This window comes from Streptomyces sp. NPDC037410, from assembly GCF_055602235.1.
The window spans coordinates 143,237-157,470 of sequence record NZ_JBVJWR010000007.1 but is presented as its reverse complement, the minus strand read 5'-3'; the positions used below and the strand labels follow the sequence as shown (position 1 = coordinate 157,470).

Genomic DNA, 14,234 nt, shown 5'->3' with positions numbered 1-14,234 from the left:
GATGGAGAACTTGTCACGCCGGCGCCACGGGACACAGTAGATTCGATCATGGGTACCGAAGACTGGGGTCTCGTGCAAAACCGAGGGGAAACGTGCAGGAGCGACACGACCAGGGAGACGCGAACACCGAGGGGGGCTTAGCGTCATGAGCCAGGACTCCACCGCACCGGAGGTCGCACGGAAACTGTCCGGGCGCCGACGTCGCGAAGTCGTCGCGGTGCTGCTGTTCAGCGGCGGCCCCATCTTCGAGAGCTCCATTCCGCTCTCCGTGTTCGGCATCGACCGGCAGGACGCCGGAGTGCCCCGATACCGGCTGCTCGTCTGCGCCGGCGAGGAGGGCCCGCTGCGGACCACGGGCGGGCTCGAACTCACCGCGCCGTACGGCCTGGAGGCGATCAGCCGCGCCGGCACCGTCGTGGTGCCCGCGTGGCGGTCGATCACCTCGCCGCCGCCGCCGGAGGCGCTCGAAGCGCTGCGCCGCGCACACGAGGAGGGGGCCAGGATCGTCGGGCTGTGCACCGGGGCGTTCGTCCTGGCCGCCGCCGGACTCCTCGACGGCCGCCCGGCGACCACGCACTGGATGTACGCGCCGACGCTCGCCAAGCGCTACCCGTCGGTCCACGTGGACCCGCGGGAGCTCTTCGTCGACGACGGGGACGTGCTGACCTCCGCCGGCACCGCGGCCGGAATCGATCTGTGTCTGCACATCGTGCGGACCGACCACGGCACCGAGGCCGCGGGCGCCCTTGCGCGCCGGCTGGTCGTCCCGCCGCGGCGCAGCGGCGGTCAGGAGCGCTACCTCGACAGGTCTTTACCTGAGGAGATCGGCGCCGACCCGCTGGCCGAGGTCGTCGCCTGGGCGCTGGAGCACCTCCACGAGCAGTTCGACGTGGAGACGCTCGCCGCCCGCGCGTACATGTCACGGCGGACCTTCGACCGCCGGTTCCGCTCGCTGACCGGTTCGGCCCCGCTCCAGTGGCTGATCACCCAGCGGGTACTGCAGGCGCAGCGGCTCCTGGAGACCTCCGACTACTCGGTCGACGAGGTCGCGGGCCGGTGCGGCTTCCGCTCCCCGGTGGCGCTGCGCGGCCACTTCCGGCGCCAGCTCGGCTCCTCGCCGGCCGCCTACCGGGCGGCGTACCGCGCCCGGCGGCCGCAGGGCGAGGCCGGTACGGCGGTCCTCGAACCGGCGGTGCCGGCCCAGGGCCCGGCGGGGCTCCGCAGGCCGCTGGATCCGGGCAAGCCGCAGTCGGACGTGTACGCCTCCGGCCGCCCGGCCCTGCCGGGGCAGCGCAGCGCGCCGTAACGAGACCGCGGCCGCCACAAGCGGTGCGACGCAGGACCGACGGGCCCCCGGGGACACCTCCCCGGGGGCCCGTCGGCCTGCCGGGGGACGGGTCCGAGGGCCCGCGGGGCCGGTCCCGTCGGCGGGAAGGGCCCCCGGGGCCCGCCTTTCGGACCGTGCCAGACCCCGCGAGCCCGGCCTGATCGGAATGGCAGGCCCTAAGGTAGGACGCATGAACGATCGCATGGTGTGGATCGACTGCGAGATGACCGGGCTCTCGCTGACGGACGACGCACTCATCGAGGTGGCCGCGCTGGTCACCGACTCGGAACTGAACGTGCTCGGCGAAGGTGTGGACATCGTGATCCGCCCGCCGGACGCGGCCCTGGAGACCATGCCGGCCATCGTGCGCGAGATGCACACGAAGTCCGGGCTCCTCGACGCGCTCGCCGAGGGCACCACCCTCGCCGACGCGGAGGCCCAGGTCCTCGCGTACATCCGCGAGCACATCAAGGAGCCGGGCAAGGCGCCGCTGTGCGGGAACTCGGTCTCCACGGACCGCGGCTTCCTCGCGCGCGACATGCCCGCCCTGGAGAGCCACCTCCACTACCGGATCGTCGATGTCTCCTCGGTCAAGGAGCTGGCCCGCCGCTGGTACCCGAGGGCGTACTTCAACAGTCCGGAGAAGAACGGCAACCACCGGGCGCTCGCCGACATCCGCGAGTCGATCGCCGAGCTGCGCTACTACCGCGAGGCGATCTTCGTCCCGCAGCCCGGCCCCGACTCCGACACCGCGAAGAAGATCGCGGCGCGTCACGTCGTACCCGCGGAATGACCCCCCGCTCGCGCCCCCGGAAGCCTCCGGAAGCCCCCGTGGAAAACGGTGGCGCGAGCACCCTCCGGAACCCTGTAGACTTCTTCTCGGCCGGTCGGGGAAACCTTCGGGAAAACCGCCGGTCATGGTGGGTATAGCTCAGCTGGTAGAGCACCTGGTTGTGGTCCAGGATGTCGCGGGTTCGAGTCCCGTTACTCACCCTGACGGCTCAGGCCCCGGTTCGAAAGAACCGGGGCCTGAGCCTTTTGCGTTCGCCGACCCGCTGGACAGGGGTGCGCGCCCCGGCCGGAGGTGGGGTGGTGCCGGCCAGGGCGCGCGGTGTGGGGGGACTCGGGGGGTCCGCTTACCTGTAGGTCCCGAAGGCCTTCGTGAAGGCCAGCGGCTGCTGGAGGATCGAGGAGCACGTCGGGTCGGCGTAGCTCACGGCGCCGGACGCGCACTGCTTGTCGCGTGCGGAGGACCACATGGAGAGCCGGCCGAGGCCCCTGGACTTCGCGAAGTCGACGAGCTGGGTGGCGTCCTCGACCTTGAAGACCTCGCTGGCGACGTCGTTCACGCCGATCATGGGGGTCACGGCGACGGCCTTCCAGGCGGCCGCGTCGGAGAGGCCGAGGACGCCCTTGATCTGGGCCTGGGTCGCGGTCGCGGCCTGGACGGCGTACGTGCCCATGTCGGCGCTGTACGCCGGCCCGTAGTCCATCGCCATGATGTTGACGGCGTCGACGCGGACCCCGTTCCGCTTGGCGTCGGCGAGCAGGTCCACGCCCGGCTGGGTGAGGCCCTCGGGCATCACCGGCAGGGTGAAGGAGACGTCCAGGCCCGGGTGGGCCTTCTGGAGCTGGGCGATCGCCTGCGAGCGGCGGGTGTTGGCGGCGGTGTCCGGCAGGGCCGCGCCCTCGATGTCGAAGTCGACCTTGGTGAGCTTGTACTGGTCGACGACCTTGCCGTACGCCGTGGCGAGCGCCGAGGCGGTCGAGCAGTTCAGGGCCAGCTCGTGGCCGGCGGCGCCGCCGAAGGAGACGCGGACGTCACCGCCCTTGGCGCGCAGGGCGCCGATCTGGGCCGCGACCTTGTCGCTCGCGAGGTCGGTGACGCCGCCCCACAGCGGGGTGCAGGAGCCGCCGGAGGTGATGAAGGCGAGGTTGAACTCCTTCACGCCGGTGGCGTCGGCGGTCGTGAGCAGGTCGTACGCGGGGTAGAGCGAGGTGTCGACGTACGGGGCGAACCGGGCGCCCGCGGCCGGGGCCCCGGTGGCGGTCGCCGTCGGGGTGGGCGCGGGGGTGGTCGGCTTCGGGCTCGTGGTGGCCGTGGCGGTCGGCGTGGGCTTCGCCGTCGCGGTGGCCGTCGGCTTCGGGGAGGCCGTCGCGGTGGGCTGCTCGGTGGGGCGGCCGCTCGGCGTGGGGGTGGCGCCCCCGGCGGAGCAGACGGCCTTGTTGATGAGGCAGTTGGCGGGGTCGCCGACCTGGCCCGCGGCGGAGGTGACGAAGCCGACGGTGACGGACTGGCCGGGCGCCAGCTGCCTGTTCCAGCTCGCGGGCTTCACGGTGACGTGGCTGCCGGAGACGGTGTGCTCACCGTTCCAGAGGGAGCCGATGGTGGTGCCGGCCGGGAGGTCGAACTCCAGGGTCCAGTCGGACTGGGTCGCGGTCGTCTCGTTGGTGACGACGTACTGGCCGGTGTAGCCGCCGGTCCAGGAGCTCGTCCTGGTGTAGGCGGCGCCGACGGCGGCGGCCTGGGCGGTGCCGGTGAGCGCGAAGGCCGCGCCGCCGACGACGGCCGCCGCGACGATCGCCCCGACGACCTTGGTCCGGGTGCTCGTCCTGCGCCGGTGCGAACTGGTGCCCATGGCGTGCCTGCCTCTGTGTGCCGGGGGTGGGGTGGGGTGCGGCAGCACGCTAGCGACGTGGAAACGGACAAACAGCCCCAGTCGGACCGGGGTTGGGATTCTTAGGCTCCGCTTAAGGGAGGCATCGGAACCAGGAAAGGTTGGGCGTGCACCCGGCGCGTACGGACCCGGTGTGTACGGACCCGACGCGTACAGCCCGGCGCGCACGGACCCGGTGCGTAAGACCCCGACGCGCACGGACCCGACGCGCACGGACCCGGCGCGCACAGCCCCGGTGCGTCACGCCTTGCGGCGGCGGCCGCGACGACCGCCGGCCCCGCCCGTACCGGCTCCGCGGCCGTCGAGGCTGATCCAGATCCGTACCTCCGTACCGCCGAGGACCGAGCGGCCGACGCGGACGTCGCCGCCCGTCGACTCGGCCATGCGGCGCACGATGTCGAGGCCGAGGCCGGTGGAGCCGTCGCGTCCGCTGCCCGCGCCCCGCGCGAGCGCGGCGGCGGGGTCGGCGATGCCGGGGCCCGCGTCGGAGACGAGGACGATGACGGCGTCGTCGCCGTTGTGGACGTCGATGGAGAAGGCGGTGGCCTCGGGGGTGTGGCGGAAGACGTTGCCGAGGAGGGCGTCGAGGGCGGCGACGAGTTCGGGGCGGGCGACGGGGATGCGGACCGGGCGCTCGACGCCCGCGACCCGCACCCGGCGGCCCTCGTCCTCGGCGAGCGCCGACCAGAACTCCATCCGCTCCCGGACCACTTCGGCCGCGTCGCAGCCGGCGCCGGGTCCGGTCGCCTGGGTCTGCGGCTTCGCCTCCCGCGCCGTGCGGATGATGATGTCGACCTCGCGCTCCAGCTGTTCGACGGCCGAACGGGTCTGCTCGGCGGCGGGCGAGGAGCCGAGCGAGGCCGCGTTGAGCCGGAGCACGGTGAGCGGGGTGCGGAGCCGGTGGGAGAGGTCGGCGGCCAGCTCGCGCTCGTTGGCGAGGAGCTGGACGACCTGGTCGGCCATCGAGTTGAAGGCGACGGCGGCCGACTTGAGTTCGGGCGGCCCCTCCTCGGGGACGCGCGCGCCGAGCCTGCCCTCGCCGAGGTCGTGGGCGGCGCCCGCGAGCCGCTGCGCGGGCCGGACCATGCGGATGCCGAGGCGGTCGGCGACGGCGACGGAACCGACGATCAGGGCGAGGCCGACCCCGGCGAGGACGAGCCAGGCGGTCGCGACGCCGTTGCTGACCTCGCCCTCGGGGACGAAGAGTTCGACGACGGCGACCTTGCCGCTGCCGAGCGCGGTGGGCTGGAGCAGCGCGAAGCCGCCGGGGACCTCGGCGATGGAGGCGCGGCCGAGGCTGCGGGTGGTGGCGAGCTCCTGGGGGTCGGCGCGGCGGGTGCCGATCTCCAGGGCGGTGCCGCCGGGTTCGGCGGCGGGCACGTGGATCGCGAGGCGTCCCGCGGCCCCGTCCTCGGTGGTGGCGACGGCCTTGTCGAGTTCCCTGCGGTCGGTGGTGATCGCGAGGACGGGGGCGAGTCCCGCGGCCCGCCGTTCGGCGTTGGAGAAGGCCCGGTCGCGGGCCATCTCCTTGACGACGAGCCCGAGGGGGACGGCGAAGGCGATGACGACCATGGCGGTGACGGCGAGCGACACCTTGACGAGCGCCCATCTCACGGCCGCGGCCCCGGTTCCTGCTCGCGGGGCGGCTCCAGCTTCACGCCCACCCCGCGCAGGGTGTGCAGATAGCGGGGCCGGGCGGCCGTCTCGCCCAGCTTCCGTCGCAGCCATGACAGATGTACGTCGATGGTCTGGTCGTCCCCGTACGACTGCTGCCACACCTCGGCGAGCAGCTCCTTGCGCGGGACGACGACGCCGGGCCGCCCGGCGAGGAAGGCGAGCAGGTCGAACTCGCGCCGGGTCAGGTCCAACGGCGCCCCGTCGAGCTCCGCCTGACGGCGCAGCGGGTCGACGGTGAGCCCGCCGACCCGCAGGGCCCTGGACGGCGGCCGCTCGCCGCCGGCGGGCCGGGAGCGGCGCAGGACGGCGGCCATCCTGGCCGTGAGGTGGTCGACGGAGAAGGGCTTCACGAGGTAGTCGTCGGCCCCGGCGTGGAGGAGCCGTACGATCTCGGCCTCGTCGTCCCGGGCGGTCGCGATGATCACGGGGACGTCGGTGATCCCGCGCAGCATCTTGAGCGCCTCGGACCCGTCGAGATCGGGCAGACCGAGGTCCAGGATCACGACGTCGAAGCGGAAATGGGCGACCTCGCGCAACGCCTCCAGAGCCGTGCCGACACTCCGTACGGTGTGGGAGGCCTCGGTCAGCTGCCGGATGAGGGCGGAGCGCACGAACTGGTCGTCCTCGACCACGAGCACACTTGCCATGGGCCGCACCGTACGCCATTCGGGTGAGGCCGCGAGCAGTGTCCACCCTCCGGTACGGACCTGGCCCCGGTGGTGCACTATGTCCCGGTGCGAAGAGGACTCGTTCACGCCCTGGCCTGGTCGCTCGCCACCGGCGCGGCGGTCACCCTGTCCTGGTGGGGAGTGCACACGGTGCTGTCCGGCACGGTGTACGACCCGCCGCTCGCCCTGCCCCTCCCGGCCGGCCCCGCCATCGGGACGGCCGTCTCCGGAGGCGACCCGCAGACCTCCGCCACCCGGCCGCCCGAGAGCACCGGGCCCGCCGCGCCCGCCACCCCGAAGTCCACGCCGGGCGAGGCCCGTACGGCCCCGGCCACGCCCTCCGCGACCGCCGCGGCTCCCGCGAGGCCGAGGACCCCGGCACCGGCCACCACCGCGCCCCCGGACTCGAACGTGAAGACCACCTCCGTGGACGGCGGCCGGGTCACCTTCGACCTCGGCGAGACCTCGGCCGAACTCGTCTCGGCGACGCCCGCGGCCGGCTGGCAGATGCAGGTGTGGAAGCAGCCGACCTGGATCCGGGTCACCTTCACCAGGGACGGCCGCGAACTGTCGGTCTTCTGCGTCTGGCACGACGCCGCGCCCCACGTGGAGATCGACGACCGGCAGACCTGAGGCCGGTCAGCGGAAGACGGACGCCGGCGGTACGGGGGACGGCTTGGCGCTCGCGTCGGTGACCGGCACCGCTCCCCCGGCGAAGTCGGCGAGGGCCCGGCCGTGCTCCACGCGCCCCGGATGGGGGTCGGTGGCGACCCGGCGGGTCAGCTCGGCGACCGGCAGGGCGCGGTCCGAGGCGAGCAGCACCGCGTTCCCGAAGCGGCGGCCGCGCAGGACCGTCGGGTCGGCGGTGAGGGCCAGTTCGGGGAAGACGGCGGCGGCGGTGGCGATCTGGCCGCGCAGATGGGTCAGCGGCGGGCCGTCGGCGAGGTTCGCCGCGTAGAAGCCGTCGGGCCGCAGCACCCGTCGTACCTCGGTGAGGAACTCGGTGCTGGTCAGGTGGGCCGGGGTGCGGGCCCCGCTGAACACGTCGGCGATGACGAGGTCGGCCCAGCCGTCCTGGACCTTGGCGAGCCCGGCGCGGGCGTCGGTGGAGCGGACCCGGATCCGGGCCCCGGCGTCGAGGGGCAGTTCCCGGCGGACGAGCTGGACGAGCCGCCCGTCGAGCTCCACGATCTGCTGCGTGGAGCGGGGCCGGGTCGCGGCGACGTACCGGGCGAGGGTGAAGGCGCCGCCGCCGAGGTGGACGACCTGGAGCGGCCGGTTCGGCGGGGCGGCGAGGTCGGCGATGTGGCCGAGGCGCCGCTGGTACTCGAAGGTGAGGGCGGCCGGGTCGTCGAGGTCGACGTGCGACTGCGGGGCGCCGTCGATGAGCAGCGTCCAGCCGCGCGGGCGTTCCCGGTCGGGTATGAGTTCGGCGAGCCCGCCGTCGACGGTCTCGACGACGGGGGCGGCGGCGGCCGCCCGGTCACGCTGTCTGTTCCTGGCCACGGGCCCATTATCCGGGCAAGCCGGGACAGGAGCTCAGTGGCAGCCGTCCGCCGCCTCGATGAGGCGGGCCGCCTCGCCGAGCGCCTCGCGCAGGACGGCGGGGTCGGTGACGGGGTCGGTGTCGCCCGGGGGCAGCAGCCAGCCGGCCGGGCGGGGCGCGTCGCCCGCCGGTTCGGGGAGCTCCGGCAGCTCGGGGAGGCGCAGGCCGCGCCCCGAGGTCCGCGTACAGGCGCTGCCCGGCATGTCCCAGGCGGCGGCGGTGCCGGGCGGCACCAGGAAGCCGAGGGTGTCGCAGGTGCCGTCGTGGACGACGGGGCCGACGGCGGGGGCGGCGGCGCGGCGCAGGATGTCCACGGCCTCGAGGCCCTGACGGGCCGGGACGGTCACCAGGTCCCAGGGCCCGGCGGCGTCCGGGACGGGCGCCAGGTGCGCGGCCTCGGGAGCGGGCAGGTGCCGCGGGGTCTCGGGGGCGGGTGCGTATCGCGCGGTGTCAGGGGCGGGTACGAGCCGCGTGGTCTCAGGGGCGGTCATGGGCCGCGTGGCCTCAGAAGCAGGTGCGTGCCGCGTGGCCGACTGCGAACCGATCTCCGACATGGGGACCCCTCCTCGCTCCAGAGGAGACACGTTCCGTCTCTCCCTTACGGTTCAACGCCCGTGCGCGTCAACGGCTACGGCGGGATGCCGCCGCAAAGGATGGCAGTTCATGGCAGATCGCAGGCGAGATATCCGATTTGTAGCCAAACTCAGCGTACGCATCCGGTCACAGCAGGTACGTTCTTGCCGCCGGACACCCGGCAGCACCAGGAGAGGGCTCGGCCATGGCGATGTCACGGGCAGTTCCCAATCTCGCCTTCCGCCGGCTCCGCGGACAGCACTCCCCGGCGGAGTTCGCCGGGGCGGTCCGCCGGGCGGCGCGGGAGATCGGTGAACAGGTCGCGTGCGACGCCCGCTACATCGGGCGCGTGGAGGCGGGCGAGATCCGCTGCCCCAACTACGCGTACGAGCGGGTCTTCCTGCACATGTTCCCCGGTCTGAGCCTCTCCGACCTGGGGTTCTCCGCGCGGGAGACGGTGCGCGGCCGGCGGCAGGCCGTCCCGGCCGGGGCAGCGCCTCCCGCCGCCATCACCACCCGGAACGATGAGGAGAGCGACGTGCTGCGTCGCGCATTCATGACGAGCGGCTCCGCCACCCTGGCCGCCGCCTCGCTGGGACTGGGCGGCCCCGCCGTCGCGATCCCCTCCCCCCGCGGCAGCCACCGGATCGGCGAGGCCGAGGTGCGGGCCGTCGAGGACGCCGTGCGCCGGATCCGGCTGCTCGACGACCGGCACGGCGCCGACGGGTTGTACAAGGTGGCCGCCCAGCCGCTCCGTACCGCGTACGCGCTCCTCGACACCGGCACGATGAGCCGCCGCTCGACCGAGGACCGGCTGCACGCCGGGGCGGGCGAGCTCTCCCTGTCCGTCGGCTGGCTGGCCCACGACTCGGGCCGGCACGAGGACGCGCGCTCGCACTACGCGGAGGCACTGGCCACCGCGCGCGTGGCGGGGAACGCGGCCCTGGAGGCGCACGCCTTCTGCAACACCTCGTTCCTGGCCCGGGACACCGGCCGCTTCCGCGAGGCGGTGCGGGCGGCGCAGGCGGGCCTGCGGGCCGCGCAGCCGCTGGACTCGGCCCGGCTCCTCTCGCTGCTCTCGCTGCGGGAGGCGGGCGCGTGGGCGGGGCTCGCCGACCGCTCCGCCTGCGAGCAGGCCCTCGGCCGCGCGCACGCCATGTTCGACCGGGGCCCGTCCGAGGGCGACCCCGAGTGGATGTCGTTCTTCGGCGAGCCGGAGCGGGAGGCCCTGGAGGCCGGCTGCTGGTCGGCGCTCGGCGACTGGGGCCGGGCGGCGCGCCACGCGCACCGGGCGGTGGTCCTGCAGAACCCGCACTTCGCCCGGAACCTCGCGCTCTACCGGGCCCACCTCGCCAAGGACCTGGCGCACGCGGGCCGCGCGGACGAGGCGGCGGCGGCGGCGAGGCGCGTCGCGGACTCGCTCGACGGCATCGCCTCGGCCCGCATCCGGGGCCTGCTCGCGGAGACCGGCCAGGTCCTGGCCGGCACGTACTGAGACCTCGCGGGCGGGCCTACTGCTCCAGGTGCCCCGTGTCGTTCCAGCGCTCCAGGGCCGGGGCGCCGTACGCCCAGCCGAGGACCGACAGGCTCGTCGGGTCGAGGCGGACGCGGGAGGCGAAGGAGACGTCCTCACCGAGCCAGCGGGCGGCGATCGAGCGCAGGATGTGGCCGTGGGCGAAGACCAGGACGTCGCGGTCGGCGGAACGGGCCCACTCCACGATCCCGTCGGCGCGGTCCGACAGCTGCGCGAGCGTCTCGCCCTCGGGGACGCCGTCGCGCCAGATGAACCAGCCCGGCTGGATCTTCTGGATCTCGGGCGGGGTGAGCCCCTCGTACGCCCCGTAGTCCCACTCCATCAGCGCGTCCCACGGCTCGGCCCTGTCGCCGAAGCCGGCGAGCTCGCAGGTCTCGCGCGCCCGGACGAGGGGGCTGGTGCGCACCTCGACGCCGGGCAGCCCCTGCCAGGGGCCCCGGTGCAGCCGCTCGCCGAGCAGCTTCGCGCCGCGCCGTCCCTCGTCGAGCAGGGGTATGTCGGTCCTGCCGGTGTGCCGGCCGAGGAGTGACCACTCGGTCTGGCCGTGCCGGGCGAGCAGGATGCGCGGTGCCATGGGAAGGACGCTCCAGGGTTTCACGGTGCGGACGTGCCTCTCCCATCATCGCCGATGGTCTCCGGCGTGAATTCGGGGTGGCCTCCGGGCAACCCGGAGGGGCCGTCCGGCGTCACCTCCCCCGGGGATCACGGACGGGGGGACTCATTCATGCGCAGGCCACGCTGGTGGGCGGAGCTGTCCCTGATCGCCGTCGTGTACGCGGCCTACTCGTGCGGGCGGCTCCTGGTGAAGGGCGACGAGGCCTCGGCCGTGGCGCACGGGCTGGCGATCCTGCGGTTCGAGGAGGGCCTCGGGATCGACGCCGAGCACGCCCTGAACCGGCTGTTCACGGACGTCGCCGCGCTCGGGGTGCCCGCGGACTTCGCGTACGCCTCGCTGCACTACCTCGTGACCCCGATGGTCCTGATCTGGCTGTTCCGCCGCCGCCCCGCGCACTACCGGGCCGCCCGGACCTGGCTGATGGTCTCCACCCTGCTCGGTCTCGTCGGCTTCACCCTCCTGCCGACCTGCCCGCCCCGGCTGCTCGACGCGGCCCACGGCTTCACGGACACGATGGCGCACTTCAGCGCGTACGGCTGGTGGGGCGGCGAGGCCAGCGCGCCGCGCGGGCTCGGCGGTCTGACGAACCAGTACGCGGCGATGCCCAGCCTGCACGTCGGCTGGGCGCTGTGGTGCGGGGTGATGCTGTGGCGGTACGGGCGGACGCCGCTGACGAAGGCCCTCGGGCTGACGTATCCGCTGGTCACCGCCCTTGTGGTGATGGGCACCGCGAACCACTACCTGCTTGACGCGGTCGCCGGGGCCGCCGTGATGGGCGCCGGTCTGCTGCTGACCCCGCACGTGCTGCGGCTCGCCGACCGGATCCGCGGAAGGGCGGAAGCACCCCCGGTTGTCAGTGGCGGATGCGAGACTTCCACGGGTGAGCGCATCCCCGGACAGCGGTCTGTCCGCACCACCGCAGACGACTCCAAGGCGCCTGCTCGCTGAGCTGCGCGGACCGGCCGTGGCGCCCCGTCCGCTGGACGCCCGTGCCCTCGCGGCGCTCGCGGCCAATCCGGGCTGCAAGCGGCGGGCCATCCTCGACGGTGCCGGGGTCGACAAGTCGGCCCTCGCCGCGAAGCTCGGCTCGCCGGCGCCGTTCGGCCAGTCGCAGTTCGCGATAGTCCGGGGCAACTCCTTCGAGGCGAAGGTCAAGGCGGACGGCGGCCGTGAGCTGCTGCGCCTGATCGGTGTCGGGGAGCCGGGCGAGGTGTCCGTACCGGATCTCGCGGCGGCCGGGCCCGAGGGCCGCGTGGCGCGCACGGCGCTCGCGCTGCGGGAGGCGACCGAGGCGGGAGCGTGGGCGCTGCTCGACCATCCGCTGCTCGCCCTGGAGGTCGCCGGGTCCCCCGTCTACCTGGAGCCGGACGCGGTGGTCGTGCACCCCGACGGCGGGTGGACGGTCGTGGAGATCAAGTCGTTCCCGATGATCGACGGCTCGGCCGACGCGGCGAAGGTGGGCGCCGCCGCCCGCCAGGCCGCCGTGTACGTGCTGGCCCTGGAGCGGGTCGCGGCCCGTACGGAGGGCGCGCGGGTCGCGCAGTCGGTGCTCCTGGTCTGCCCGAAGGACTTCTCGAACGTGCCGGCGGCCTCGGTGGTCGACGTGCGCAAGCAGCGGTCGGTGACCCGGCGGCAGCTGGCCCGGCTGACCCGGATCGACGAGATCGCGCGGGCCCTGCCGGAGGGCGTCAGCTTCGACGTGGTGGAGCGGACGGCGGAGGAGCTGACGGCGGCCGTGGAGTGCGTGCCCCACCAGTACGCGCCCGAGTGCCTGGCCGCCTGCGAGCTGGCCTTCCACTGCCGGTCGCGCGCCCGGGAGGCGGGCGCGGTGGAGACCCTGGGCCGTTCGGTACGGGGTGAGCTGGGCGGCCTGACGACGGTCGGCGCGGTCCTGGCGGCGGCGCGGGGTGAGGAGGGCGACCCGGAGGACCCGGCGGTGGCGGCGCTCAGGAGGGCGCGGGCCCTGCGCGAGGAGGCCCTGGCGGGGGTGGCGGCATGTCGCTGATCTCCACCCTTGCCCGGATGGAGGCCGTCGAGTCGGGCCGGGCACAGCCGCTCGCGACCGTCCGGCACCGGCGCCTGTCCGCGCGGCCGCTGGTCCTCGTGCCCCTGACGACGGCCGGTGAGGCGGGCGCGCCGCTGGGCGCGCTCGTCGGCACCGACGCCGAGGAGCCGAGGCTGCTTGTGGTGCCGCAGCCCCGGGACCGTGACCTGCGGTTCGCGTTCCTCGCCGACCTGGCCGAGGAGATCCTGCCGTACGTCGACGCGTACACGGACGTCGTCGAGGCGGCCGAGAGGAGCGAGGTCGACCCCGAGACCGGCAAGAAGGTGAAGGTCGAGGTCGAGCTGTGCGCCGACGCGCCGCAGCTGATCGTGCCGAGCCGGGCGGGCATCGAGTACGTACGGCTGCTCGGGCGGTCCACGCGGTTCCGGCGGACGGCCGAGCAGGACCCGGAGACGCCGTTCCCCGCGCCGCCGCGCGTGCCGCTGCTCGGGCGCTGGCTGACGCACTTCGGCGAGCGGGCCCGGGTGCCGGGCTCCTCGCTGCTCCTCGCGGCGACGGACCTCCTCAACCGGCACTGGGCGACCGGGCAGTCGTCCCTGGAGGACCAGCACCTGGGGGCGCTGCTCGCCTGGATCGACCCGTCCGACGGGGAGCCGGGCGCGGAGGGTGCGCTCCGTGCCGAGCTGGGCCGGGACGCCCGGGGCCGGCTGCTCTGCCCACCGGCCGGTCCGGCCACGGACCCGGCCTTCGACAACAAGCTCCTCGCGCCCGCGATCGAGCGGTACGACCGGGCCCGGCAGGCGCTCGGCGCGGCCGAGGACGGCGAGGCGGCCGACAGGGGCCTCGGCGAACTGCACGCGGCCGAGCGGGAGCTGCGCCGCCTGATCGTCTCGCAGCTGAAGCCGACGTGGGACGCGGTCTGGCGGGCGATCGGCCTTCTCCAGGAGCTGCCGGAGGGCGCCAGGGTCGAGGACCGCTGGACCCGCGACCGCTGGTCCTTCACGGCCCACCGGGACCGGGTCGCGGCCGGCGAGCCGCCGCAGCCGCGCCGGGACGACGCCGTCACGGCCGCCCAGAAGCTCGCCGCCCGCGAGCAGGCGCAGGGCCAGCTGGAGGCACAGGAGGCCCTCGACGACCCGCTGGTCCTGGCGGGGCGGCGGCTCGCGGGCGAGGCGTTCACGGCGGAGGTGGTCGAGGTGACGATGGCGTACACGGAGTCGAAGCGGCCCGCGCCCCGCCCGCTCGTCACGGTCCGCACGGACGACCGGCCGCACCTGGGCGAGAAGGTGAAGGTGTACCGCTCGCTCGAAGGCAAGCCGCAGTCGGCGGAGTTCGTCCGGTACGAGGAGGACGGCTCGCTGCTCCTCCGGATCCTGGACCGGATGGGACGGTCCAAGGAGCCGGCGGAGGGCTCGGTGCCGGAGAAGGGCGAGCGGATCGCCTGGACGCTGTTCGAGCACGACCAGCGGGTGGGCCCGAAGCTGCCGGACCCGGAGGAGACCCCGTGGACGCACGGCGGCCCGCCGCGGACGGACGCGGTGGAACTGCCGGACGCGGTGACGCCCGAGGACGTGCTGTGACCCTGTTCGACTTCGTGACCCCTGAGGACG

13 protein-coding genes and 1 tRNA gene are annotated in these 14,234 nt (G+C 74.4%); 8 read left to right on the top strand and 6 right to left on the bottom strand.

Annotated features, from left to right (window positions below):
• The first annotated feature begins 145 nt into the window (after positions 1-145).
• From ACZ7HT_RS14035 to ACZ7HT_RS14025, 3 genes are all read left to right on the top strand, one after another.
• Positions 146-1,306: a helix-turn-helix domain-containing protein gene (locus ACZ7HT_RS14035; protein ID WP_471164429.1), complete on the top strand. Its 1,161-nt coding sequence runs from the start codon at positions 146-148 to the stop codon at positions 1,304-1,306.
• Between the two features lie 211 nt (positions 1,307-1,517).
• Positions 1,518-2,120 carry an oligoribonuclease gene (gene orn, locus ACZ7HT_RS14030; RefSeq protein ID WP_471164424.1) on the top strand — a complete coding sequence of 201 codons (603 nt, stop codon included), beginning with the start codon at positions 1,518-1,520 and terminating at the stop codon, positions 2,118-2,120.
• Positions 2,121-2,247: 127 nt separating this feature from the next.
• Positions 2,248-2,320: transfer RNA gene (locus tag ACZ7HT_RS14025), tRNA-His, on the top strand.
• A 143-nt stretch (positions 2,321-2,463) separates the two neighbouring features.
• Here the strand turns inward: ACZ7HT_RS14025 and ACZ7HT_RS14020 are convergent.
• The 3 genes from ACZ7HT_RS14020 to ACZ7HT_RS14010 all read right to left on the bottom strand — a co-directional run bounded on the left by ACZ7HT_RS14020 (position 2,464) and on the right by ACZ7HT_RS14010 (position 6,329).
• The gene (locus ACZ7HT_RS14020) at positions 2,464-3,966 is read right to left on the bottom strand and encodes a glycoside hydrolase family 18 protein (protein WP_471164419.1); all 1,503 of its coding nucleotides are present in this window, start codon (positions 3,964-3,966) and stop codon (positions 2,464-2,466) included.
• Between the two features lie 279 nt (positions 3,967-4,245).
• Positions 4,246-5,619 carry a HAMP domain-containing sensor histidine kinase gene (locus tag ACZ7HT_RS14015; RefSeq protein WP_471164416.1) on the bottom strand — a complete coding sequence of 458 codons (1,374 nt, stop codon included), beginning with the start codon at positions 5,617-5,619 and terminating at the stop codon, positions 4,246-4,248.
• Complete coding sequence (locus ACZ7HT_RS14010) at positions 5,616-6,329, bottom strand: response regulator transcription factor (protein ID WP_471164413.1); 714 nt, start codon at positions 6,327-6,329, stop codon at positions 5,616-5,618. Before ACZ7HT_RS14010 ends, ACZ7HT_RS14015 begins: the two co-directional genes overlap by 4 nt.
• Positions 6,330-6,416: 87 nt before the next feature.
• On the opposite strand from ACZ7HT_RS14010, the gene ACZ7HT_RS14005 reads away from it, so the two are divergent.
• Positions 6,417-6,983, top strand: coding sequence for a hypothetical protein (locus tag ACZ7HT_RS14005; RefSeq protein ID WP_471164411.1), 567 nt, complete (start codon positions 6,417-6,419; stop codon positions 6,981-6,983).
• A 6-nt stretch (positions 6,984-6,989) separates the two neighbouring features.
• Here the strand turns inward: ACZ7HT_RS14005 and ACZ7HT_RS14000 are convergent, their stop codons facing one another.
• Together ACZ7HT_RS14000 and ACZ7HT_RS13995 are read right to left on the bottom strand one after the other, a co-directional pair.
• On the bottom strand, positions 6,990-7,856 hold the full coding sequence (locus ACZ7HT_RS14000) for a spermidine synthase (protein ID WP_471164409.1): 867 nt from the start codon (positions 7,854-7,856) through the stop codon (positions 6,990-6,992).
• Positions 7,857-7,889: 33 nt separating this feature from the next.
• Positions 7,890-8,387, bottom strand: a complete 498-nt coding sequence (locus ACZ7HT_RS13995) for a hypothetical protein (RefSeq protein WP_471164408.1) — start codon at positions 8,385-8,387, stop codon at positions 7,890-7,892.
• 287 nt (positions 8,388-8,674) lie between these two features.
• Between ACZ7HT_RS13995 and ACZ7HT_RS13990 the strand changes: the two genes are divergently transcribed.
• Entirely contained in the window at positions 8,675-9,964 is a 1,290-nt protein-coding gene (locus ACZ7HT_RS13990; protein ID WP_471164407.1) for a tetratricopeptide repeat protein, read from the top strand.
• Positions 9,965-9,980: 16 nt separating this feature from the next.
• On the opposite strand, the gene ACZ7HT_RS13985 is transcribed toward ACZ7HT_RS13990, so the two are convergent.
• Complete coding sequence (locus ACZ7HT_RS13985) at positions 9,981-10,577, bottom strand: histidine phosphatase family protein (protein WP_471164404.1); 597 nt, start codon at positions 10,575-10,577, stop codon at positions 9,981-9,983.
• 150 nt (positions 10,578-10,727) lie between these two features.
• On the opposite strand from ACZ7HT_RS13985, the gene ACZ7HT_RS13980 reads away from it, so the two are divergent.
• Genes ACZ7HT_RS13980 through ACZ7HT_RS13970 form a run of 3 tightly spaced genes read left to right on the top strand, consistent with a single transcriptional unit; the run spans position 10,728 to position 14,204 of the window.
• On the top strand, positions 10,728-11,567 hold the full coding sequence (locus ACZ7HT_RS13980; RefSeq protein WP_471164402.1) for a phosphatase PAP2 family protein: 840 nt from the start codon (positions 10,728-10,730) through the stop codon (positions 11,565-11,567).
• Positions 11,500-12,624, top strand: a complete 1,125-nt coding sequence (locus ACZ7HT_RS13975) for a hypothetical protein (protein ID WP_471164399.1) — start codon at positions 11,500-11,502, stop codon at positions 12,622-12,624. Before ACZ7HT_RS13980 ends, ACZ7HT_RS13975 begins: the two co-directional genes overlap by 68 nt.
• Positions 12,615-14,204 carry a hypothetical protein gene (locus ACZ7HT_RS13970; RefSeq protein ID WP_471164396.1) on the top strand — a complete coding sequence of 530 codons (1,590 nt, stop codon included), beginning with the start codon at positions 12,615-12,617 and terminating at the stop codon, positions 14,202-14,204. Before ACZ7HT_RS13975 ends, ACZ7HT_RS13970 begins: the two co-directional genes overlap by 10 nt.
• Positions 14,205-14,234: the final 30 nt, after the last annotated feature.